The following is a 20,234-nucleotide window of genomic DNA, read 5'->3' as shown; positions in this document are numbered from 1 at the left end:
TTGTATAACTTAAAATTTTTAATTAAGTATTTTTTAAACAGAGGCTCTATCTATAAAATGAAAAGGCACTTTTACTTTGCTTTTATCATTATTTAAAATCATTTCAGCAGCCATTAACCCCATTATTTTAAAATCTGTAGACACCACTGCTATGCCTAATAGTTGTTTAAGAGGAGTATCATTATAGGATATCACACCTATTTCTTCTCCCATTATAAATTCTTTTTCTCGTATTTGGTTCACTAAATTTACTAAATCAGTCTCCTCAATAGTAATAAACAGGTCTCCCTTAATAAATACCATATCATCACAGACCTCACTAAGTATTTCAAAATCAATTTCATTTTCCAAACAAAACTTCCTAAAACCATGAAGAATCCTCCTTGGAAAAGGATAAACAGATTTTTCGGGATAAAATAAAATCATTTTTTTATACTTAGATATTTTAGATATCCCAATTTTTAAAGCGTCATATATATCTTTATCAAACTCCTGATATACTGCAGCTACATCCTTTTCTATTGGCAGCATCAAATTATCCAATATGATTAATTTATTTTTTGGAATACTATTTATAGCCCTAAGCGCCTCTTCTGTATAACTAGCATGCTGAAGTTTATCGGTTTTAAAATGCGGCATAATAACATAATAATCATAGCCCGATTTATTATTCTTTAAAGTATTCAAAAAGACAAATTCATCACAATGATAAATCACTAAATCAATTTTCGAATTGACTCCAATTCTATCCAAAAAAGAATTATAAATTCTCATTTTATAAGAACTTAGTTTATTTACTAAAAATAAAATTTTTAATTTATGAGTAGTCTCTATTTTTGAAACGTAATAACCTCTTCGAGGTATTGAAACAATTATATTACGCTCTTTTAATATACTATATGCTTTTTCAACTGTATCCCGAGAAAGGTAGAAATCCTCACTTATTGTATTTATTGATGGTAATTTTTCATTCAGTACTATATTACCGTTTGATATATTATTGATTATAGAATCAACGATCTGTTGGTACATTGGTACTCTTGAGCTTTTATTAATATCTATAAAATTAATTGCATCCATTACAGTTTCCATGATTTCTAAAAATTTAAAGATTAAAAAAATTCTGACTGCAATTTACTTTTAGTAGAGAGTTAAATTATACCGAATTTGGTATCGAAAAGTACCAATTACCCTCAACAAAGTGTTTCTTCTTTACTAAATGTAAGAAAATAAACCTGTTTTAAACTATTTTTTGTATGATTGAAATACTGAAATAAATACACTAACATTTTTGTTTTAACTTAATTTCTTCTCATTTTTTTATAACTATAGCTATTTTGTTATACATAAACTTGTTTCTATTCTAGAAGCAATTTAAGTGTAAAAAAGAAAAATTTTAACTTAATTACCATGTCTATAACTTTTAAGCAGCACTAATTAAAATATATTATTTATCATAATAACATTAGAATAAAAACTTATTATAAATGATAGTTTTCTGTATTTTAAAACCCTATTGGTTATAGCATGCTATTTTTTTTGAGTTTCGTGGTTAGCAAAAAAAAATACTCTTTAGTTTTTAATGAAAATAAATTTAGAAAAGGACTAAAAAAAACAAATTGACTTACTTCTATCTTATCCATACTCAGTTAATCAAAGTTAAAAATCAATAAGTTGAATAAAGACTTACAAAACGGTATGTAATCAGGTGCCAAATAAAACTATAGCCGTTATTACCTTCTGAGACTAATATTAAAATTAGATTTTGGTTAGTTCCTCTTGAACCAATTAAACAACCTCTTAATAGAACTCAAAAATCAATAACCATATCAAGTGCCTCATCAGCATCTTTTCTCATAAAATTAGCTTGATAAAGCATCGTTGTAGTAACCGAAGAATGTCGATATAGTTTTTGTAACATTTGAATGGGTATTTTATCTCCCGAAATATTACCAAAACTATGGCGAGCAATGTGCATAGACATTTTTTTTTCTATACCTGCTTGCTCAGCAACAAGCTCTAACCTCCTATTGAAGTTTCTTGTAGCTGTTTTTATTCTCGTTCTTACGCGTTTCTTATCATTTAAATTAACGCCTTCTAACTCCTTAAACAAATAAACAGAATCTTCTTCTCTTTCTAATTTACCTAGAATTTTAGTAACTTTATCAGGAATCTTCAAAGACACTAATTTGTTGTTCTTAGCCATACGGTAATGTAAACGATCATCATAAAAATCTGCCCACTTTAATTGTAATACATCACTTATCCGAATTCCTGCAAAATAAAAACTAATTAACCATGCATATAAAGCGTACTCTTGAGCTTTTGTTAAACCTTTTAAATTCTCTAAAGTCTTTATTTCTTTTCTATTTAATCCTACCTTTTTTGTTTCTGGAAACTTAATTTGAAATTTCCCTTTTCCAAAAGGGTAAGATTCCTTCTTTATAATGCTTTTACTTATTCCCAAATTATAAATAGTTCGAAGCGTAATCATATAATTAGCCACAGTACGTGCAACCAAATTCCTTTTACTTAACAGAAAATGTTCAAATTGTTTTAGGAGTTCAAAATTCAAGTCTTTAAAATGAAGGTGATCGTTTTTTATAAATTCTCTAAACACAGCTATACGACCAATTTCAATATCCAATTGATGAAACTGCTTTCGGTTTCTTATATTTACCAAGTAACTCTCGGCTACTTTAAAAAAATCGTTATCATATTTCGATACAATCTGATTTTTTATCTTTTTTGAAGATAAATCCTGCTCTTCAATCTCTGCATTAATCAAACTTTTGTTGGCTAAAGATAGTTTTGATAGTATCAGCTGATTGATTTCTAAATGATCTGGATGTGATTTTTTCACCCTTCTATTTTTGGTATCCCATTGCTTCAACTTTATAGATTGTCCAATATAAATATATGACGGCTTCCGATCCTTTATAATTCTAATTGATATAGGATGTAGATTTTTTGAATTTGGTCGTTTAACTAAAAAAGGTGTTACTGATGCCATAAGTATTAGTTTTTAATAAAGATAAAATTCTGTGTATTTATACACTGCTAAAACATAGCTAAAACATTCTTTGATATTAATTGATTTCATTTAACACTAAACAATATATAAAGCTTCGCTTTTAGTGAATTTTAAAGGTATTCATATTGATATGACATAGTATGCTCTAAATTCATAACTCGGAGGTCATGGGATCGTGCCCCATTCTCGCTACAAGTAAACAAAGGGAAAGCCAAGAATTTTATTCTTGGCTTTTTTTATTTAACTAAAATATTCGTAACATTTTATAATTAATTAACTCTAAAAAATTAATCATTATACACTTTAAGTGTTCTATAGCCATAAATAAATATAAAGCAAAAACATAAAAATGGTAAAACAAAAGACACATTAACTGCTGCAAAGCCCCCAATACGTTCTTGATCAATAATAAGACCTTGTAAAATAGGCATTAAAGCACCGCCTACAATGGCCATAACTAAACCAGCGGCTCCTAAAGTAGAATCTTCTTCCGATAGACCATTAAGTGCAATACCGTATATGGTTGGAAACATTAAAGACATAAATATTGAAGTTGTCACCAATAAATATAACCCCATAACGCCCTCTATTAAAATAACACCAGCTATTGTAGCCATAGCACCTAAAGCGAATGTAGTTAATAGTTTTTTTGAATTAATATACTTCATTAAAAACGTACTTATAAAACGACTTGATAAAAACATCAACATGGCAACTATATTATAATTCTGTGCTGTTGCTTTAGATATTCCTAAATGGCCCGCATATTGAATAATAAACGTCCAGCACATAATTTGAGCTGCAACATAAAACAATTGTGCAAAAACACCTTCCCGATATTTTCCATTTATAAATAAGCGTTTAAAAGATGCACTCGCTGAACCTAGATTATTGTTTTTGTCGCGTTTTGGCATTTTCGATATAGCAATAACGGCAAACATAATCATAACTACCACACCAAGAATAACATAAGGATTTCTAATAACGCCCAAATCATGAGTACGAATAATCGCTTTTTCAGTACTTTCTAAGCCTGTAAAAATTAGAGTCCCCACCTCGTTTCTTTTATCAGAATCTAAAGCCGTTAGAATAAATTTTGAAGCCACAAACATGCCAAAAATAGAACCAATAGGGTTAAAAGCTTGGGCTAAATTTAAGCGTTGCGTTGCCGTACGCGCATCGCCCATAGATAAAATATAAGGGTTTGCAGTAGTTTCTAAAAATGCCAAGCCGAAGGTTAAAATATAAAGCGAGCCTAAAAAGAAGCCAAAAACCTCATATTTAGCTGCAGGAAAAAACAATAATGCTCCAAAAGCGTATAAAGCCAACCCTAAAAGAATGCCTTTCTTATAGCTGTATTTTCTAACAAAAAGAGCCGCTGGAATCGCCATAGTTGCATAACCACCATAAAATGCAAATTGCACTAATGCCGCTTTTGCTGTAGATATTTCCATTACTGTGCCAAAAGCTGCCACCATAGGATTTGTAATATCATTTGCAAAACCCCATAAAGCAAATAAAGACGTTATTAGAATAAAAGGCATTAAAACCTCTTTTTTTACTACCGGAATTTTTTCAACTTGCTTCATTTATTAAAATATTTTTTAGATGAATAAAACAGATTACCTGTACTGCGCATAGATTACTTTAGTTTGCAAATACTCTTGCATCCCGTGTTTTCCGTCGGCACCCCCTAAACCTGATTTTTTCCACCCGGCATGAAATCCTTGAATTGCTTCAAAATGTTCTCTATTTACATACGTTTCACCAAATTCTAATTGCTCACAAGCATGCATTACTTTATTAAAATTTTCAGAAAAAATGGATGATGTTAAACCGTATTCATTATCATTCGCCATGGCAATAGCTTCATCCAAAGTTCCAAATTTCATAACTGGTAAAACAGGTCCGAAAACTTCTTCTTGAACAATTTGCATGTTCTGTTTTACATTAGTTAATAATGTAGGTTGATAAAAATAACCACGATCGAATTGAGACGAACGCGCTCCCCCTACAACAACTTCAGCACCTTCTTTTTTAGCAAACTCAACCATTTCGGCTACTTTATCCAATTGGTCTTTAGACACCATACTACTCATATCTGGATTGTTATCAGAAAACGCATCTTCAACCTTGACATCGGCCATTTTCTTAGTTACTTTTTCCATAAACTCATCGTAAATTGAATCTTCAACATAAACCCGCTCCGCACAGTTACAAACCTGACCACTAAAAATAACTTTAGACGATACTACGGCATTTACAGCCAAATCTAAATTAGCATCGGCACATACAATAGCAGGTGCTTTACCTCCTAACTCTAAAGATACTTTGGTAATATTAGTCGCCGCAGCTTCCATTATTTTTTGGCCAGCTGCCACACTTCCAGTTAAACTCACAATACCCGTTATTGGACTTTTAGTAAGTGCATTCCCTACCACAGGACCTGTACCACAAACCACATTTAAAACACCTGCGGGAAGTTCAATTTTTTCGATTAACCTAATAAATTCTAATATGGTGTTAGGTGCAATACAACTCGGTTTAATAACACAAGTATTTCCCGTAACTAAGGCCGGAGCAATTTTACGTGCAGCTACAAAAAACGGAAAATTCCATGGGCAAATTCCAACTGCAACACCAATAGGCGCTTTGTGTAAAAATATATGCTCTTTTTTACGATCACTTTGGATAATTTCACCTTCGATTCTTCTGGCCCAACCTGCGTTATAATCATAATAATCAGCAGTAACATCAATTTCAACTTGTGCTAACCCAATTACTTTAGCTTGTTCTTTCGCTAGAGTTTCAGCTAAAAACTCTCTATTCTCACGAATAACTGCTGCCATTTTATGTAAATAACTCGCACGCTCAATAGCTGTAAGCGATTTCCATGCATGTTGAGAAGCTTGTGCCGCCTCTAGAGCAGCATTTGCATCGACTATTGAGCCTTTCGGGATTAGAGATAAAACCTCTTCTGTACATGGGTTTAAAACGGCTGTTGTTTCGGTAGATGTAGATTTTACAAACTTCCCGTTAATGTATTGGTTGAATTCCTTCATAATTAGTTTAGTTTAAATTTTAGTTGGTTTTAAATGGATACTCCATAAAGGCTCTTAATTTTCAATTTATAAAGATGAGATGTACTTCAATTTGTAAGTACATAATTAAAAACAAAATATGAGTGAGCACAAAACTACAGCACAAGTCTTCCGGAGTATTTATCCATAACAATCTACTTTATGTACAATTTAAACATTAACAGAAGAGCTACTTTACTAGAGAACCCGCAATGATGTTTTAACACTTTGGAAATCTAGATATGACCATAATACTTTATTTTTTGAAAAATGAAAAAGAAATCCTAAAGGAGAACAATTATATCAGTATGAAATTTTAAAATATTCTAAAATATCGGTTTTACATAGATTTTAAAGCTAACACTTCATTATTAATACATTAAAATGTTTATTTTCTACACAAACCAACAAATTTAAAGCACATAAATCGCCTTTTTTATTCTATAATTTTGTATTCTATATTTTTATAACATCCATAGTCTATCTGTTTCCTAATTTTTTATGCAGAATAAACACTCTGTAATAAAATGCTATTCATATTAAAATCACCCATACAAAATAATCTTAAAGATGAATAAAACAAACCTATTATAATATTCTCCTCATCCAAAAATGTGTATTAACTTACTTTTCCTTTTAAAATATTTATATATTTTCTTCTATTCTTAATACTTAACACCATAAAATTTAAAGTTTTAATTCATCGGTTTTTTTATCTTCGTCATTAACTAACTAACTTTTATATTTTCATTCAAACTAAACTTAATGTTTATGCTTATAAAACGAGAACATTTCAATTTTATCTTATTTACATTTTTGATATGTTTTAGCTTATCAAACCCTTTTACTTTGGAAGCGCAAAACTTCGAAAGGTTTTCAAATAAAGAGGGCTTTAATCAGAATACGATAAACGCGATGTCTCAAGATCGTTATGGTTTTTTATGGTTTGGCACACCTAACGGTTTAATAAAATACGATGGTTATGAGTTTGAAACCTATACCACCCAAACAAAAACCACAGGAACTATATCTAGTAACCACATAAAAAGTCTGTTTAATGATGAAAATGGCGTACTATGGATTGGAACTAATGTGGGATTAAACGTTTACGTACCATGGCTTGAAAAGTTTTACACCATACCACTCACTTCAAAATTAAATATTAGTCATATTTGTTCTGGTCCAAATGGTAGTATTTGGTTTTCAGGACAAAATAAATTATACGCTTGTAAAATTACAAATGTGGTTAATGGCGATTTTCAGGTTTCAGAAAACTTTATGGTTGGCCAAAATAATATTAAGGATATTAATTATTTTAGTTTCACCAATAATAACTCCTTACTTTTAGCAACTTCTAAAAGTCTAAACGAAGTTTTTTTTACTGAAGATAGCATAGATATTAATTCTAAAATTGAAAAAATTATTGATTTTGAAAATTTTAATGACAGCCATATTTCTTCAATAAAAACCGTTAAAAACATACTTTGGATAGGGACTTATGATGGTTTATTTAAAACTACTTTTGAAAATAGTCGCATCCATATTATTCAAAAATATGATACTGTTAATGACACTACAAAATCGTCATTAAAAATAAACACCATTTTTGAAGATAACAATGGAGCTATATGGATTGGCACCAGAGAATCTGGACTTCTAAAATATTTAGAATCGGAAGATAAATTTAAAAACTACACTTACAACCCCAAAGATAATTTTGGTTTAAGTAGCAATCTTATAAACTCTATTTTCCAAGATAATTATGATGTTTTATGGATTGGTACGGCACAAGGAGGTATTAATAAATTAGATATCGCACAAAAACAATTTATTAACTATTCGAAAAATCCGTACGATAAAAAATCTATTACCGATAATTTAATCACGGCCATTTTAGAAGATAGCAAAGGTAAATTATGGATTTCTACTTACAATAAAGATTTATACATAAGCTCCACAGCCGTTAACGATGATACGGCTTTCAATATAAAATTTGACAACTATACCGATAAGCTAAACTTTCTAAAAACCAAAAATAGAATACGCTGTTTTTACGAAGACAAAAAAGGCTACATTTGGATTGGTACCGACTTAAACATTATTGTTTATAACCCGAAAACAAAGCGCTTTAAAAAACTGAATTTAAAGGATAATGGCCAAATTGTTCAAAAACAGTTGTATCGCAGTATTTACCAAATAGATGATAACAATTTACTCCTTTTAGGAAATCAAATTACAATTATAAAGAATCCATGGAACGAAATAAAAAGTAAAACAAATCCAGAAATAGAAGTAAAAACCATTTTTGATATAGATTCAAGAATTGTATATCAAACCGTACTTAAAGACTCTAAGCAAAAACTATGGTTTGGCACTAGTAACGGCTTGTATTCTGGTGATTTTGATGGTGAAAAAATAAATATAGAAAACCATATTACAGACGAAGGTAATAACAAATTAAAACTAAGCTATTCTAACGTTTTCTCGTTACATGAAGACCCTAAAGGAAATATTTGGGCTGGTACATTTGGTGGAGGCTTAAACAAAATAAGCTTTGACAATAACGGCAACCCATCTGAAATAGAATATTTTCGAAAAAACAATATTCTTCCAGACGATGCTATTTATGGTATTTTACAAGAAAACGATACGGATTTATGGATTAGCACCGATATGGGGTTGGTTAAATTTGACACCAATACGAATAAAGTAGACGTATTTGACGTTCGTGATGGTTTGGCGCAAAACAACTTTAGACAAGCCGCCTATTATAAAGGAAAATCTGGTTATTTCTATTTTGGAGGTCTAAATGGACTAACCCTTTTTAAACCCGAGAACATTCAATTAAATAGTACACCTCCAAAAATTATTATCACCTCACTATTCGTTAATAATAAAGTGATAAAAATTGGAGAAAAATTAGACAATAACGTCATTCTTGAAAAGTCGATTTCAGAAACCGAACGTATTTCTATAAGCCAAAACGAGCAAACTATTGCCTTTCAGTTGGTTGTGGAGCATACCTCTACCCCTTCAAAAAACAAGCTCGCGTACAAACTCGAAGGTTTTAATGATAATTGGATCGAAGAACAAATTGGAAAGAAAAAAGTAACCTATACCAATCTTTCTGCTGGAAATTATGTTTTTAAAGTAAAAGCCGCCAATGCCGATGGACTTTGGAGCCCTGAAATAAAAAGCTTAAATGTGGTTATTTTACCGCCATGGTATCAAACCTGGTGGAGCTATTTGTTGTTTTTTATATTATTTATTTTAATAGGCGTTGGTATTATTATCTATTTTGTTCAGCATGAAAAACTAAAACAACGTTTAAAATATGAACAATTAGACAAAGAGCGCTTAGATACTATTAACCAAGGGAAATTTAGATATTTCACTAATATTTCGCACGAGTTTCGTACACCTTTAACATTAATAGCTGGTCCTTTAGAACAAATTATTTCGACTAATAAAGACGAAGGAAACACAAAATATTTAGCTATAATTCAAAAAAACACAAAACGACTACTGAGTTTGGTGGATCAATTAATTACGTTTAGAAAAGCAGAACAAGGTTATATCGATTTAAATTTCAACCAAAACACCTTGGGAGGTTTTATTTACCCAACTACCGAGGCTTTTGAAAACTATGCTACGGAAAAAAACATAAATTTCTTTTATAAAGTAAATTCACCTAATGAAGCCATTGTAATTGATACTGAAAAGGTGGAACGAATTCTATTTAATTTACTTTCTAATGCCTTTAAGAATACGCCTGCAAACGGAAGTATTAGTATTGAGTCGGATATTGTATATGTTTCTGAAACCAGAATGATCCGTATTGATGTTATAGATAACGGAAAAGGCATACCTGCCGAGGATTTAGACAATATTTTCGAACGCTTTTATCAATTGGGTAATAATGAAGAAAACGTTAGTGGTGGCGGTATTGGACTGGCTTTTTGTAAATCGCTTATTAATTTATTTAATGGTCAAATTTCAGTAACAAGTGAACCTTTTGTTGAAACTCGATTTTCAGTTTTAATTCCTTCCGGTAATATTGAAGATTATAATGATGTTGAAGTAAACACGAACAACAAATCGTTTATTAAAGACTGGGTGCCGCTTTCTACTGAATATAAAAATGATACTTTAAATGAAACCTCAAGTGATAATTTAAAAGAACATCATTTATTAATTGTTGAAGACGAGGAAGATGTACAAAACTTTTTAGTCAGTACACTTTCCGAAAAATACAATATTACTATTGCTAATAATGGTCTTGATGGTTTAGAAAAAATAAAAATTAAAGAGCCTACATTGGTTATTAGTGATGTTATGATGCCCGAAATGGATGGTTTTGCGTTTTGCGAAAAAATTAAATCCGATCCTGCAACCTGCCATATTCCAGTACTTTTATTAACCGCATTAGGGACAAATGAAGACACTATAAAAGGTTTAGAATTTGGTGCCGATGAATATGTGAGTAAGCCTTTCTCTATAAAATTATTAGAATTACGTATTAAAAGACTAATTGATAATAATATCAAAATAAAACAGCACTTTACAAAAAGTAGTTCGATACCTAAAAAAGATATTGAATTATCGACTAGAGATAAAGCTTTTTTAAACGATATTATTGAAATTATGGAAGCTAATATTTCCAACTCTAATTTTGGAGTAGAAGAACTTTCGACCAAAATGAATTTAAGCGCTTCGCATTTTTACAGACGATTGAAACAACTTACAGGACAAATTCCGAATGCTTACTTACGAAATTTTAGGTTGCAACGTGCTGCTGAATTATTAAGTAAAAACGACGGTACAAATGTTTCCGAAGTGATGTATCAAATTGGGATTGAATCTAATTCTTATTTTTCTACTTCGTTTAAAAAATTACATGGTGTGTCTCCTTCCGAATTTTTGAAGAACTCACAATAAGATGAATATAAATCTGTTCAACTCAAGAGGTATTTAAGTAAAAAAAAAGATTTAATGATCACAAAACTCACGTTATAAATACGTAATTAATCCGTGAATTACTTTTCTATTTCATTAAAAAAACATCAACCACAACCAAAAAAAACCTATATAAATCAACAGGTTAAACATTAATTAATGCTTTTAAGCAAATAAATGGTTAATATCAGCAAATGAACTTTTAGTGTTTTCTATAATTTTGTTTAATAAACTAAACTATAATAAATTATGAGAAAAACATTACTTACATTAACATTAGCCGTAACATCTTTAATGGGGTTTTCACAAACGTATATACATCATTCCGCAGACGATTGTATATTGCTTAATATTACACCTCAAGCTAATCTAGATGATCCGGATGTAATACCAGATGCAACTTATACAGCGTCTGTACTAAACCCCGATGCAACTAACCCTGTTGCAAACCCGAATACTTCTACAAACGTATCTAGTACATTATCAGGAACAGCTAACAACAACCTCATAATCGATTTACCTACTACTTACGCTGTAGGAGATCCTTTTACTTTTAATTTTCGTTTTTATAGTGCAAGTTCAGGGTCTAATAAAAATGGTTCTGGAAGAATAATTGTTAGGATGTATAATTCAAATTTGGGAACCTCTGCAACTAAACGTATTAATTTAACTAATGTTGATAAAACAGGAGGCAAATGGGAAGAATACAGCTACACAACCACTTCGTTACCTGATAACACGGCCTCAGAATCCGATATTGCCGATGGAATTGATGCAGCTGGTGGGTATGATAAAATAATTATTATACCTTCAAATGGCGCTGAGACGATTGAAACATTATACTTCGATGATATTGAATTAAATATAGATAACAGTGTTACACCACTTTCTAGCGATGCGACTTTAGCTACTGATAACCAATGGTATTATAACAATGCCCCTGATGCTTTTAATACTACTGCAGCAGGATGGGCTGGCGCTGCAGATCCGGTAGAATCTCAGGCAACACCATCAACTATTGGCAATAGCAAAACCACTGTTTTGAAGTTTACAAGAAATGATAATGATGCTACTACTGGAATTAAATTTGACCAAGGCCCAAGCTTTAAATACGATGAAGGAGACGGTAGAATAACTGTAAGAATTTATCCTGAATGTAATATAGATTATGGAATTCCGAGTGTTAAAATTCGTGCAAGACATGATGGTACATCAGGTACGCAAATACAAACTGACGGCGTTACAAATTTAACACCTAACCAATGGAATGAAGTCAGCTTAGATTTAACTGATGTTGGTAATCAAAGTGGCTCTATAGCTACAAACGGTGTTTACAACGAAGTTTACCTTATATTTAATCAAGGCATTAATATAGATACATCGGGAAATCTTGCAGTTTTTTATGTAGATGCCCTACAAGTTCCTAAAGAAATTGCTTTATCTACAAATGATATCGATGCTCAAGCAGCAGCAATTTCGGTTTATCCTAACCCTGTGACAAATAGTTTTCAATTAGATTATAATAAAAACATTGAGAACGTAGAATTATACAATGTTACTGGTCGTTTATTAAAAACGTTTAGTGCCAGAGCAAATTATGATATTAGTGATTTAACTATGGGAATTTATCTTGTAAACATTAACACAACGTCAGGTTCTAAAACTTTAAAAATTGTAAAAAAATAAAGTATAAAAACCTTATTTATTCTTAGGTACCATTCTTAAATAATGGCCCTAATAAAAGTTAAACAAAAGGTAGCAATGTAAAATTGCTACCTTTTATATTATATAATAACCTTGTACTTTTTAATCGTACTACCAATCTTTTCTACCAAAACATTTCCTACTTAACAATTAGAATTACACGGCTCCGTACCCAACCACACAGACACTTAAAACCTTAACAACAATACAATTACAAACAAAAATGATTTAAAAGATATATTTAAAAAAAAGGAGAATAAATTGACAAAATGGTCAATTAAAGCAAACATTAAAATGATTTCCGACAAAGGAAAAACATAAAACTTTGTTACTTCGTAACTTAATATTAATCTAAAACTAAAAAAATGAAGAAAAGTTTATTGACACTCGTATTAGGATTATTAATTAGTGTATCTACTATGGCACAATCTAAAAATGAAGCACGTGCTATAAAAACAACTAATAACAAAATTGAACTCATTGAAAAAAGTATTAAACTAACCAATATTGAAAAAGAAACGTTTATTGAATTAAATAAAGCCTATGTAACTAAGCATTTTGATTTAAAGCCTTTAAAAGAAAGTGATCCTGCTACATATAAAACAGAAGTAAAAGCTAATAATGCAGACTTCAGGAAAAAATTAACTGCTGCTCTTGGAAAAGAAAGAGCAACTGAAATAATAAATGCGAGTAAAAAGAAAAAAAACAATAAAAAGAAGAAGAAAAAATAACAAAACATAGTATTATACCTATTGCTAAATGCATTAACAAATTAATGTTAATGCATTTTTTTTTGCTCATAATAATACAACTAATTTTGACCGCGTTCGATAAAAGCTAAAATCCAACAAAATGAATTTTAAAAATCATCTATCCATAATTATAACATGTAGTATGTCTATTATTATACATGCTCAAAACCCATCTAGTTATAAAGATTTAAACGACCATAGACCAGAGCCTAATGTTCTCCTTTTACTTACTGACGATTTAGGATGGCAAGATGTAAAGGTTTATGATATAGATGAACCCTCTCCTTACGAAACACCAAACCTAGACGCCTTGGCAAAAAAAGGTATTCAGTTTTGGCAAGCCTACTCGCCTGCCCCAACCTGTGCACCTAGTAGGTGTGCCATTATGAGCGGAACTCATCCTGCAAGAGCACAAAAAACACATGTTGTAGGTGGTGCGCCTCCAACAACACATGCGAATAAAGAAACACAGCGTATTATGGATCCTTGGTATAGCGGACGTATGCCAGAAAACGAAATGACTTTAGCTAGAGTATTACAACAAAAAGGCTACACCACCGGACACACCGGAAAATGGCATATGGCGATTAATCACTTTGCATATCCGCAACCAACAGATCAAGGTTTTGACGTTTCTACTGCTGATCGTGGTGCAACAAGTCCACAAAAACCGCATCGTTTGACCAATTTCGCTACTACGGATGCATCGGACCCTTACAGATTGGACGAAAACGGTTTCCCATATCACCAAAACAGTCAGGATGCTTTAAACTTCTTAAAAGAGAATAAGCAAGATCCTTTTTTCTTGTATTATGCTACCTTTCTAGTGCATGCTCCTATTCATACCAGAAGTAAAACCCTTTTAGAAAAGTATTGTGAAAAATTAGGGGTTCCATACCCAACAGATCCCAACCATTGGGATGTAGAAGGACAAAACAATCCTTATTACTGTGCTATGGTGGAAATGTTAGATTATTACGTAGGACAAGTTTTTAATTATTTAGAAACTACAGACGATCCACGTTGGCCAGGCCATAAATTAAGTGAAAACACTTATATAATATTTACCTCGGATAACGGCGGTATGGAAAATGCTCATGGAGATATAGTAACCGATAATTACCCACTAGACAAAGGAAAAATAAACGCTAAAGAAGGCGGAACCAGAGTACCATTAATTATTACTGGTCCTGGAATAAAAAAAGGAATACAATCTGATGTTGTTGTAAATGGGCTCGATTTTTTCCCAACCATACTATCATTATTAGATATTGAAAAACCAAAAAACAAACATTTAGATGGTGATAATTTATCAGATTTATTATTAAAAGACCCAACAGATTCTAAGTTAGTTCTAGATAAAACAGGTAAAGAAAGAAATGCTATGATGTGGCACTTTCCACATGCCTCATACCAAAGTACCTTGCGCGTTGGCGATTATAAATTTATAAGAAATTACGATTACATAAACAACCCGAGAACTCCTGAATTTGAGCTTTATAAACTTTACGATTCCAGCAAAAAACACATAAAACGTGTAGACATTGAAGAGGCCAACAATTTAGCAATTACAGACCCTAAAAGAACTTCAGCCATGAATGCTCAGCTTACTTCCATGTTAACAGAAATGAAGGCCAGTTACCCGTCGTACAACCCGAATTACAAAAGCGACATGCCAAATAAGAAAACGGTACCAACAGTCCTTTCTACTTCAAAAAACAATAATATAGTATCTTTTCAATTCCAAGAAAATGGAGCTAAAGTGATAAAAGCCAACTTGATTTACACCAAAAATGGAGGTCATCGATATGAAGAATGGTTTCAAACAGAGGCTCAAATAAGCTCAGATCAAACCATAACAGTTACTTTACCAAAAGGAACAACGCATTATATCATCAACTTAATTGATGTGCATAACTTTTTAGTAAGCTATCCTGAAATGCCTACAAACAAAACACTAAAAAGTAAAAAAGAGAATTATTCGAAGTATGCTTTGAAAAACAAATAATTAGCTTAAATAAAAACCGTAAAAGCTACTATAAATGTGAGTTTTAAAAAATATGGTCTATTTTTTCATAGATACAAATGTGTAATTGTAAGTTATTTTTTATAACTTGTAACTCTACACCCTAAAAATACGTATTTCATGAAAAAACAATTACTTTTTACAACAATATTACTTTTTGTTTCATTTGCAATTTTCGCTCAAGAAGTTTGGTATGATATTGACAATGCCATTACTAACATAACTCTATCAAGTACGGCGAGTTGTACAGATTGTACAATTACAACAGTAACCAATCCTGATGCTGGAGATACAGTAAATGCTACAAATGTAACGCTATGGAAAGTACCAGCAAGCAGTACTCCAGTTATTGAAAACAAAGTGCTTAAATTTGATTTTCCTCCAGGCCAAGGTATTGCTGCCGATGATTTTTCCTCATTAATAATAACAGCTCGCTTTTATTTTCCAGAATATGATTATTTCAATAATTTTGATAGTGTAAATCGTTTAAGATTATATTTAGGATCCACATATGTTCAAGTTAAACTTAATGAAGCGGACGAAGCAGGCTGGTATAATTTGGTGTTTGATTTTAGTGCAGGCACTTCGGGCGGAACTCCTTCAGATGTAACCTCTGGCGAGTTTAGAACAATTGGTCAAAGTGAAAGATTTACAAATTTAGACAACGACCTTAATTATTATTTTGATACAATTATAAGTACTGTAGCGTATGATTCAACCTTATCTTCAGAATCACCAGAATCAAAAAACAACAGTTTAAAACTCTTATCAAACCCTGTAAAAAACACATTAGAAGTTTCTAATAAAATTAAATCTGCTACAATATATAACTCCTTAGGTAAAGCTTTAAAATCTTATAATGACAACACTACATTTGATGTTTCCAATTTATCTGCAGGATTATATATATTTCATGCCAAAACATATACAGGAGCAACACAGGTCTTGCGTTTTGTAAAAAAATAAAGTATTACAATTATTAATTTAGTAAAAAAGGTTCTTAGTAAATTACTAAGAACCTTTTTTACTTTACATAAACCTTATAAAGAAGTAATATATAATATTCAAAATTAATTATTTAACAGCAATTGCTTTTGTGGCAAATACTTTCGTTGTTTTTTGATAACCCGCATCTGGATATCCTATTAAATAGTTGTTTTCATCAACTAAATTAAATACATAATGCGTTGTTCCTTTTGGTAGTGTTACAGAAACTTTATCGCTAGTAAGGTTCATTGTAACAGGAAACCAAATTTCACCTGGAACACCACCGTTTTCAGTATAAATAAGTTCTGCTTTTACAACGTTAGCACCATTATTTTTATATTCCAACCAAACATTTTCTCCATCTACACCATGTGTAACAACCGTAGGCACTTTAGCTTTGTTAGGCAATGCTGCTTTACTTGTTGGATTTAAATAAGGATATCTAGCATTTAATTTCTCTAGTCTTTCTTCCAACAGACGATTCATTTCTTTTGCTTTCTCAGGCATTTGAGAAGCTAAGTTTTTTGCTTCCTCTATATCGACACGTTTTGAACCGTTTTCATATAATTGATACAATGCTAACTCTGTTTTTTCTTCCGTAGCAACATATTCGCGGACTAGTTTATAGTCATCAATTCGCAAGGTTGATTGCATCGAACTGTTTGGAAAATGCCACATCATGCTGCTTCTTCGTTCTCCTGTTTCTGGATCTAAAACTAATTTTGAATCTGTTGGATCGTTATCTAATAATACTGATAAATCAGCGCCATCTAATATTTGATTGTCTTGTTTTTTGGTACCTGTCCAACTTAATATGGTAGGATAAAGATCTAGTCCGTTAACCATAACATTAGATTCAATGTTTGATGAAATTGTTGGCCCTGCTACAATAAAAGGAACTCGAGTACCACCTTCTTTCGCATTAATCTTTCCTTTATCTAACGGATAGTTATCTGTAATAATTTCTTTTGTGTGCTTTTCCATTCCTCCGTTATCCGAAGTGAAAACGATATAGGTATTTTCAATTAACATATGCCCTGGCCATCTAGGATCTTCAGTTTGTTCTAGGTATTTAATTAATAAACCTGTATAGTGATCTATAGTTTCAATCATTGCCGCATAATAGGCATTTCTTTGGCCTTCTTCATCCCAAACATCACTTTCTCTAGGGTATTCTATCCCCAATTTCTCGTAGTATTTACGTAACAAAGCTTCACTTCTGGTGTGTATTGGTGTATGTACTAATCGAGAACAATAAAAAAGAAAAAACGGGTCTTTTTTGTTTTCATCCATAAAATCAATACCATCTTGAGTAATATCATCAAAGGGGAAACCTGCTTCATCTAAATAAAAAGGATCTGACGGGTCTGTTGTTGCGAATCCTTTTGTACGATCCGTCATTCTTTTATGTGATCCAAAACCATGTTTTGAAAAATCGAATCCTTGATCTTTAGGTTCAGGATAGTCTGTTACAGCAATACCTACATGCCATTTCCCTGAATGTCCGGTTTTATAACCGTTAGTTTTAAGCGACTCCGCAATGGTGACTTCTGAAATATCTAAGGCACCTCGCATCCAAGGACTTATTAATGAAGATCCATAATTGAAAGGTAATGGCGGGTGCCCGCCTCTTACACTGGTTCTTTCTAAACGCACAGGGTGTTTCCCTGATAAAATAGATCCTCTAGAAGGCGAACAAACCGTTGCAGGAGAATACCCTTGCCAAAACAGGACACCATCTTTAGCCAACTTATCAATATTTGGTGTTTCGAAAGGTGAAGGCTGATCTACGTCATAACATTTTACGTCTTGCCAACCTAAATCGTCTGTTAATATCAACAATACGTTTGGCTTTTCTGGTCTTCCTTTATCCGATTCCACGGGTACGCTGTTGCCACATGCGGCAGGTAAATTAAGATAAAAAAGGAGCGAAAAAAGGGGGATTTTATACATAATGTTTCAATTGTTTTTTTTATAAATATTAAGTTTTGATAACGTCGAAATCATGTTATTGAAATCTATTATTTCTAGTTATTCTTCTTATTCTTTTTGCTTTTCTTATTTTTTTTAGTTGATTTCTCATTGGCTTTCGCTTTGTTTTGAGATGCTTCATAAGTCCCTATCAAATAAGGCTTCTTATCTTCAGCAGTTGCTTTTCTATCAAATAAAACAGCATATTTTTGATATAAATTATCCTTGGTTGCTTCTTTCTTTAACTTGTCCACTTGTGCATCATATAATGAACGCATTATTTTAAGTTGCTTCTCTTCTGAAGGATCGGTGGCTTTATTGGTCATTTCTAAACGGTCTTTTCCGATATGAAAAAGTTCTTCTGTGGTATTCATTTTATCATCTTCATAATTCCATAAAATATATTTCCAATCTTTAGAAACCACGCCCATGGCTTGTATTTCATCATTACCCCAAAAATTTGTAAGCGCAACGGTTTTACGCTTAAATTTCTTTGGTTTTTCTATTAATACGCGTAAATCTTCGCCATCCATATGAGCAGGCGCTTCGATTCCTGCATAGTTTAAAATTGTTGGCGCCATATCAATATTTGCTGTAACTTCTTCACGACGAACCCCTCTTTCTTTGAAAGGAGTTCTTGGATCGTAAATAATTAAAGGTGATTTTGAAGCCTCTTCATAAGGCAACACTTTTCCTCCAAAATTATGCGCACCGCAGCTATAACCATTATCACTTGTGAATATAATGATGGTATTATCGGCAACGCCCTGCTCTTCTAACGTTTTGCGAATCATACCTAAAGCATAATCTACACCATGGATTAATTGGTTATAATTTTTAATAGTTTCTTGATAACTTTCTTCTGAATTTCTCCAAAAGTTATACTCTTTATATTGTCTTCCTGTCTTTGCTTGAGGCGCTAAATGTGTTGCATTTTCCGCTCCATAATTTTCTGGTTTTTTATATTTTTTTCCTTTATAAACATAATCAAAATACTGATCTGGAGTAAATGGCATATGCGGTGCTTTAAAGCTAATAGACATAGAAAAAGGTTTGCCCGTTTCTTTAGCTTCTTTAATAAAATCTTCGGCCCAAGCGGCGTAAGCTCTTGTACTATGCGGATATTTTTCAGCATATTTTGAAATGTATTTATTTTTTGCTGTTTGATAACTTGTTTGCCCTAAGCCCCCTGCCCAATTGTCGAAAGCATCAATAGGAAGCAAATCCCAACTATTATGTCTTGTACTGTTATCAGCATCAGAAACCGCCATTCCAAATTTACCTGCAAAACCAGTATAATATCCATGCTCTCGCAGAATAACGGGATAAGATTTTGCGAATTTCGCTTTTCTTAAAGGGCCATGTTCAAAATTGCAGCCTGCTTTGTATTCGTACATACCTGTTAAAATAACAGCTCTACTTGCCATACAAATAGCCGTTGTATTATAGTGATTTTCAAATAACACCCCTTCTTCCGCTAGCATATCCATATTGGGCGTTACTACTTGGTCATTTCCATAACAACCTGTAGCGATACTAGTTTGATCATCAGATAAAAGAAAGATGATATTCGGTTTTTTCTGTGCAAAACTACCCATGGTAATTGTGCAAATAATTAAGGATAGAATTATTTTTTTCATGAATTTATTTGATTTATTTTTCCATACAAATTAATCAATTTATATCTATATACCTCGTGCTCATTTCTGTCTTTTACTTGCTTT

General features: G+C 31.8%; 11 protein-coding genes. 5 read left to right on the top strand and 6 right to left on the bottom strand.

The features are described from left to right. Positions 1-33 precede the first annotated feature (33 nt). The 4 genes from QWY92_RS00660 to aldA all read right to left on the bottom strand — a co-directional run bounded on the left by QWY92_RS00660 (position 34) and on the right by aldA (position 6,096). Complete coding sequence (locus tag QWY92_RS00660) at positions 34-1,092, bottom strand: GntR family transcriptional regulator (protein WP_235833488.1); 1,059 nt, start codon at positions 1,090-1,092, stop codon at positions 34-36. Positions 1,093-1,810: 718 nt separating this feature from the next. Further along, positions 1,811-3,013 carry a site-specific integrase gene (locus QWY92_RS00655; protein WP_290267816.1) on the bottom strand — a complete coding sequence of 401 codons (1,203 nt, stop codon included), beginning with the start codon at positions 3,011-3,013 and terminating at the stop codon, positions 1,811-1,813. A gap of 308 nt (positions 3,014-3,321) precedes the next feature. Continuing rightward, positions 3,322-4,623: an L-fucose:H+ symporter permease gene (gene fucP, locus QWY92_RS00650; RefSeq protein ID WP_290267814.1), complete on the bottom strand. Its 1,302-nt coding sequence runs from the start codon at positions 4,621-4,623 to the stop codon at positions 3,322-3,324. Positions 4,624-4,656: 33 nt separating this feature from the next. Further along, a complete protein-coding gene (gene aldA / locus QWY92_RS00645; protein ID WP_290267812.1) occupies positions 4,657-6,096 on the bottom strand; it encodes an aldehyde dehydrogenase in 1,440 nt (479 codons plus the stop codon). An 867-nt stretch (positions 6,097-6,963) separates the two neighbouring features. On the opposite strand from aldA, the gene QWY92_RS00640 reads away from it, so the two are divergent. The 5 genes from QWY92_RS00640 to QWY92_RS00620 all read left to right on the top strand — a co-directional run bounded on the left by QWY92_RS00640 (position 6,964) and on the right by QWY92_RS00620 (position 16,518). Next, positions 6,964-11,052 (top strand): hybrid sensor histidine kinase/response regulator transcription factor, encoded by a 4,089-nt coding sequence (locus QWY92_RS00640; protein WP_290267810.1) that lies wholly within the window; start codon positions 6,964-6,966, stop codon positions 11,050-11,052. A gap of 267 nt (positions 11,053-11,319) precedes the next feature. After that, positions 11,320-12,756: a T9SS type A sorting domain-containing protein gene (locus QWY92_RS00635; protein ID WP_290267808.1), complete on the top strand. Its 1,437-nt coding sequence runs from the start codon at positions 11,320-11,322 to the stop codon at positions 12,754-12,756. 383 nt (positions 12,757-13,139) lie between these two features. Further along, positions 13,140-13,505, top strand: a complete 366-nt coding sequence (locus tag QWY92_RS00630) for a hypothetical protein (RefSeq protein ID WP_290267806.1) — start codon at positions 13,140-13,142, stop codon at positions 13,503-13,505. Positions 13,506-13,668: 163 nt separating this feature from the next. Further along, a complete protein-coding gene (locus QWY92_RS00625; protein ID WP_290267804.1) occupies positions 13,669-15,534 on the top strand; it encodes a sulfatase in 1,866 nt (621 codons plus the stop codon). A 138-nt stretch (positions 15,535-15,672) separates the two neighbouring features. Next, positions 15,673-16,518 carry a T9SS type A sorting domain-containing protein gene (locus QWY92_RS00620; protein WP_290267801.1) on the top strand — a complete coding sequence of 282 codons (846 nt, stop codon included), beginning with the start codon at positions 15,673-15,675 and terminating at the stop codon, positions 16,516-16,518. A gap of 108 nt (positions 16,519-16,626) precedes the next feature. On the opposite strand, the gene QWY92_RS00615 is transcribed toward QWY92_RS00620, so the two are convergent. After that, on the bottom strand, positions 16,627-18,492 hold the full coding sequence (locus tag QWY92_RS00615) for a sulfatase (RefSeq protein ID WP_290267799.1): 1,866 nt from the start codon (positions 18,490-18,492) through the stop codon (positions 16,627-16,629). 74 nt (positions 18,493-18,566) lie between these two features. Further along, positions 18,567-20,150: a sulfatase family protein gene (locus QWY92_RS00610; protein WP_290267797.1), complete on the bottom strand. Its 1,584-nt coding sequence runs from the start codon at positions 20,148-20,150 to the stop codon at positions 18,567-18,569. Between the last annotated feature and the right edge of the window lie 84 nt (positions 20,151-20,234).

The organism is Algibacter miyuki (assembly GCF_030409805.1).
GTDB classification, from domain to species: domain Bacteria; phylum Bacteroidota; class Bacteroidia; order Flavobacteriales; family Flavobacteriaceae; genus Algibacter; species Algibacter miyuki.
The sequence above is the reverse complement of the archived record's forward strand: the minus strand, read 5'-3'. Positions and strand labels throughout refer to the sequence as shown.

Excerpts from the sequence above, each read along its gene's own strand:
- QWY92_RS00660 (WP_235833488.1), bottom strand. The coding sequence starts at position 1,092 with ATGGAAACTGTAATGGATGCAATTAATTTTATAGATATTAATAAAAGC.
- QWY92_RS00655 (WP_290267816.1), bottom strand. The coding sequence starts at position 3,013 with ATGGCATCAGTAACACCTTTTTTAGTTAAACGACCAAATTCAAAAAAT.
- fucP (WP_290267814.1), bottom strand. The coding sequence starts at position 4,623 with ATGAAGCAAGTTGAAAAAATTCCGGTAGTAAAAAAAGAGGTTTTAATG.
- aldA (WP_290267812.1), bottom strand. The coding sequence starts at position 6,096 with ATGAAGGAATTCAACCAATACATTAACGGGAAGTTTGTAAAATCTACA.
- QWY92_RS00635 (WP_290267808.1), top strand. The coding sequence starts at position 11,320 with ATGAGAAAAACATTACTTACATTAACATTAGCCGTAACATCTTTAATG.
- QWY92_RS00630 (WP_290267806.1), top strand. The coding sequence starts at position 13,140 with ATGAAGAAAAGTTTATTGACACTCGTATTAGGATTATTAATTAGTGTA.
- QWY92_RS00625 (WP_290267804.1), top strand. The coding sequence starts at position 13,669 with ATGTCTATTATTATACATGCTCAAAACCCATCTAGTTATAAAGATTTA.
- QWY92_RS00620 (WP_290267801.1), top strand. The coding sequence starts at position 15,673 with ATGAAAAAACAATTACTTTTTACAACAATATTACTTTTTGTTTCATTT.
- QWY92_RS00615 (WP_290267799.1), bottom strand. The coding sequence starts at position 18,492 with ATGTATAAAATCCCCCTTTTTTCGCTCCTTTTTTATCTTAATTTACCT.
- QWY92_RS00610 (WP_290267797.1), bottom strand. The coding sequence starts at position 20,150 with ATGAAAAAAATAATTCTATCCTTAATTATTTGCACAATTACCATGGGT.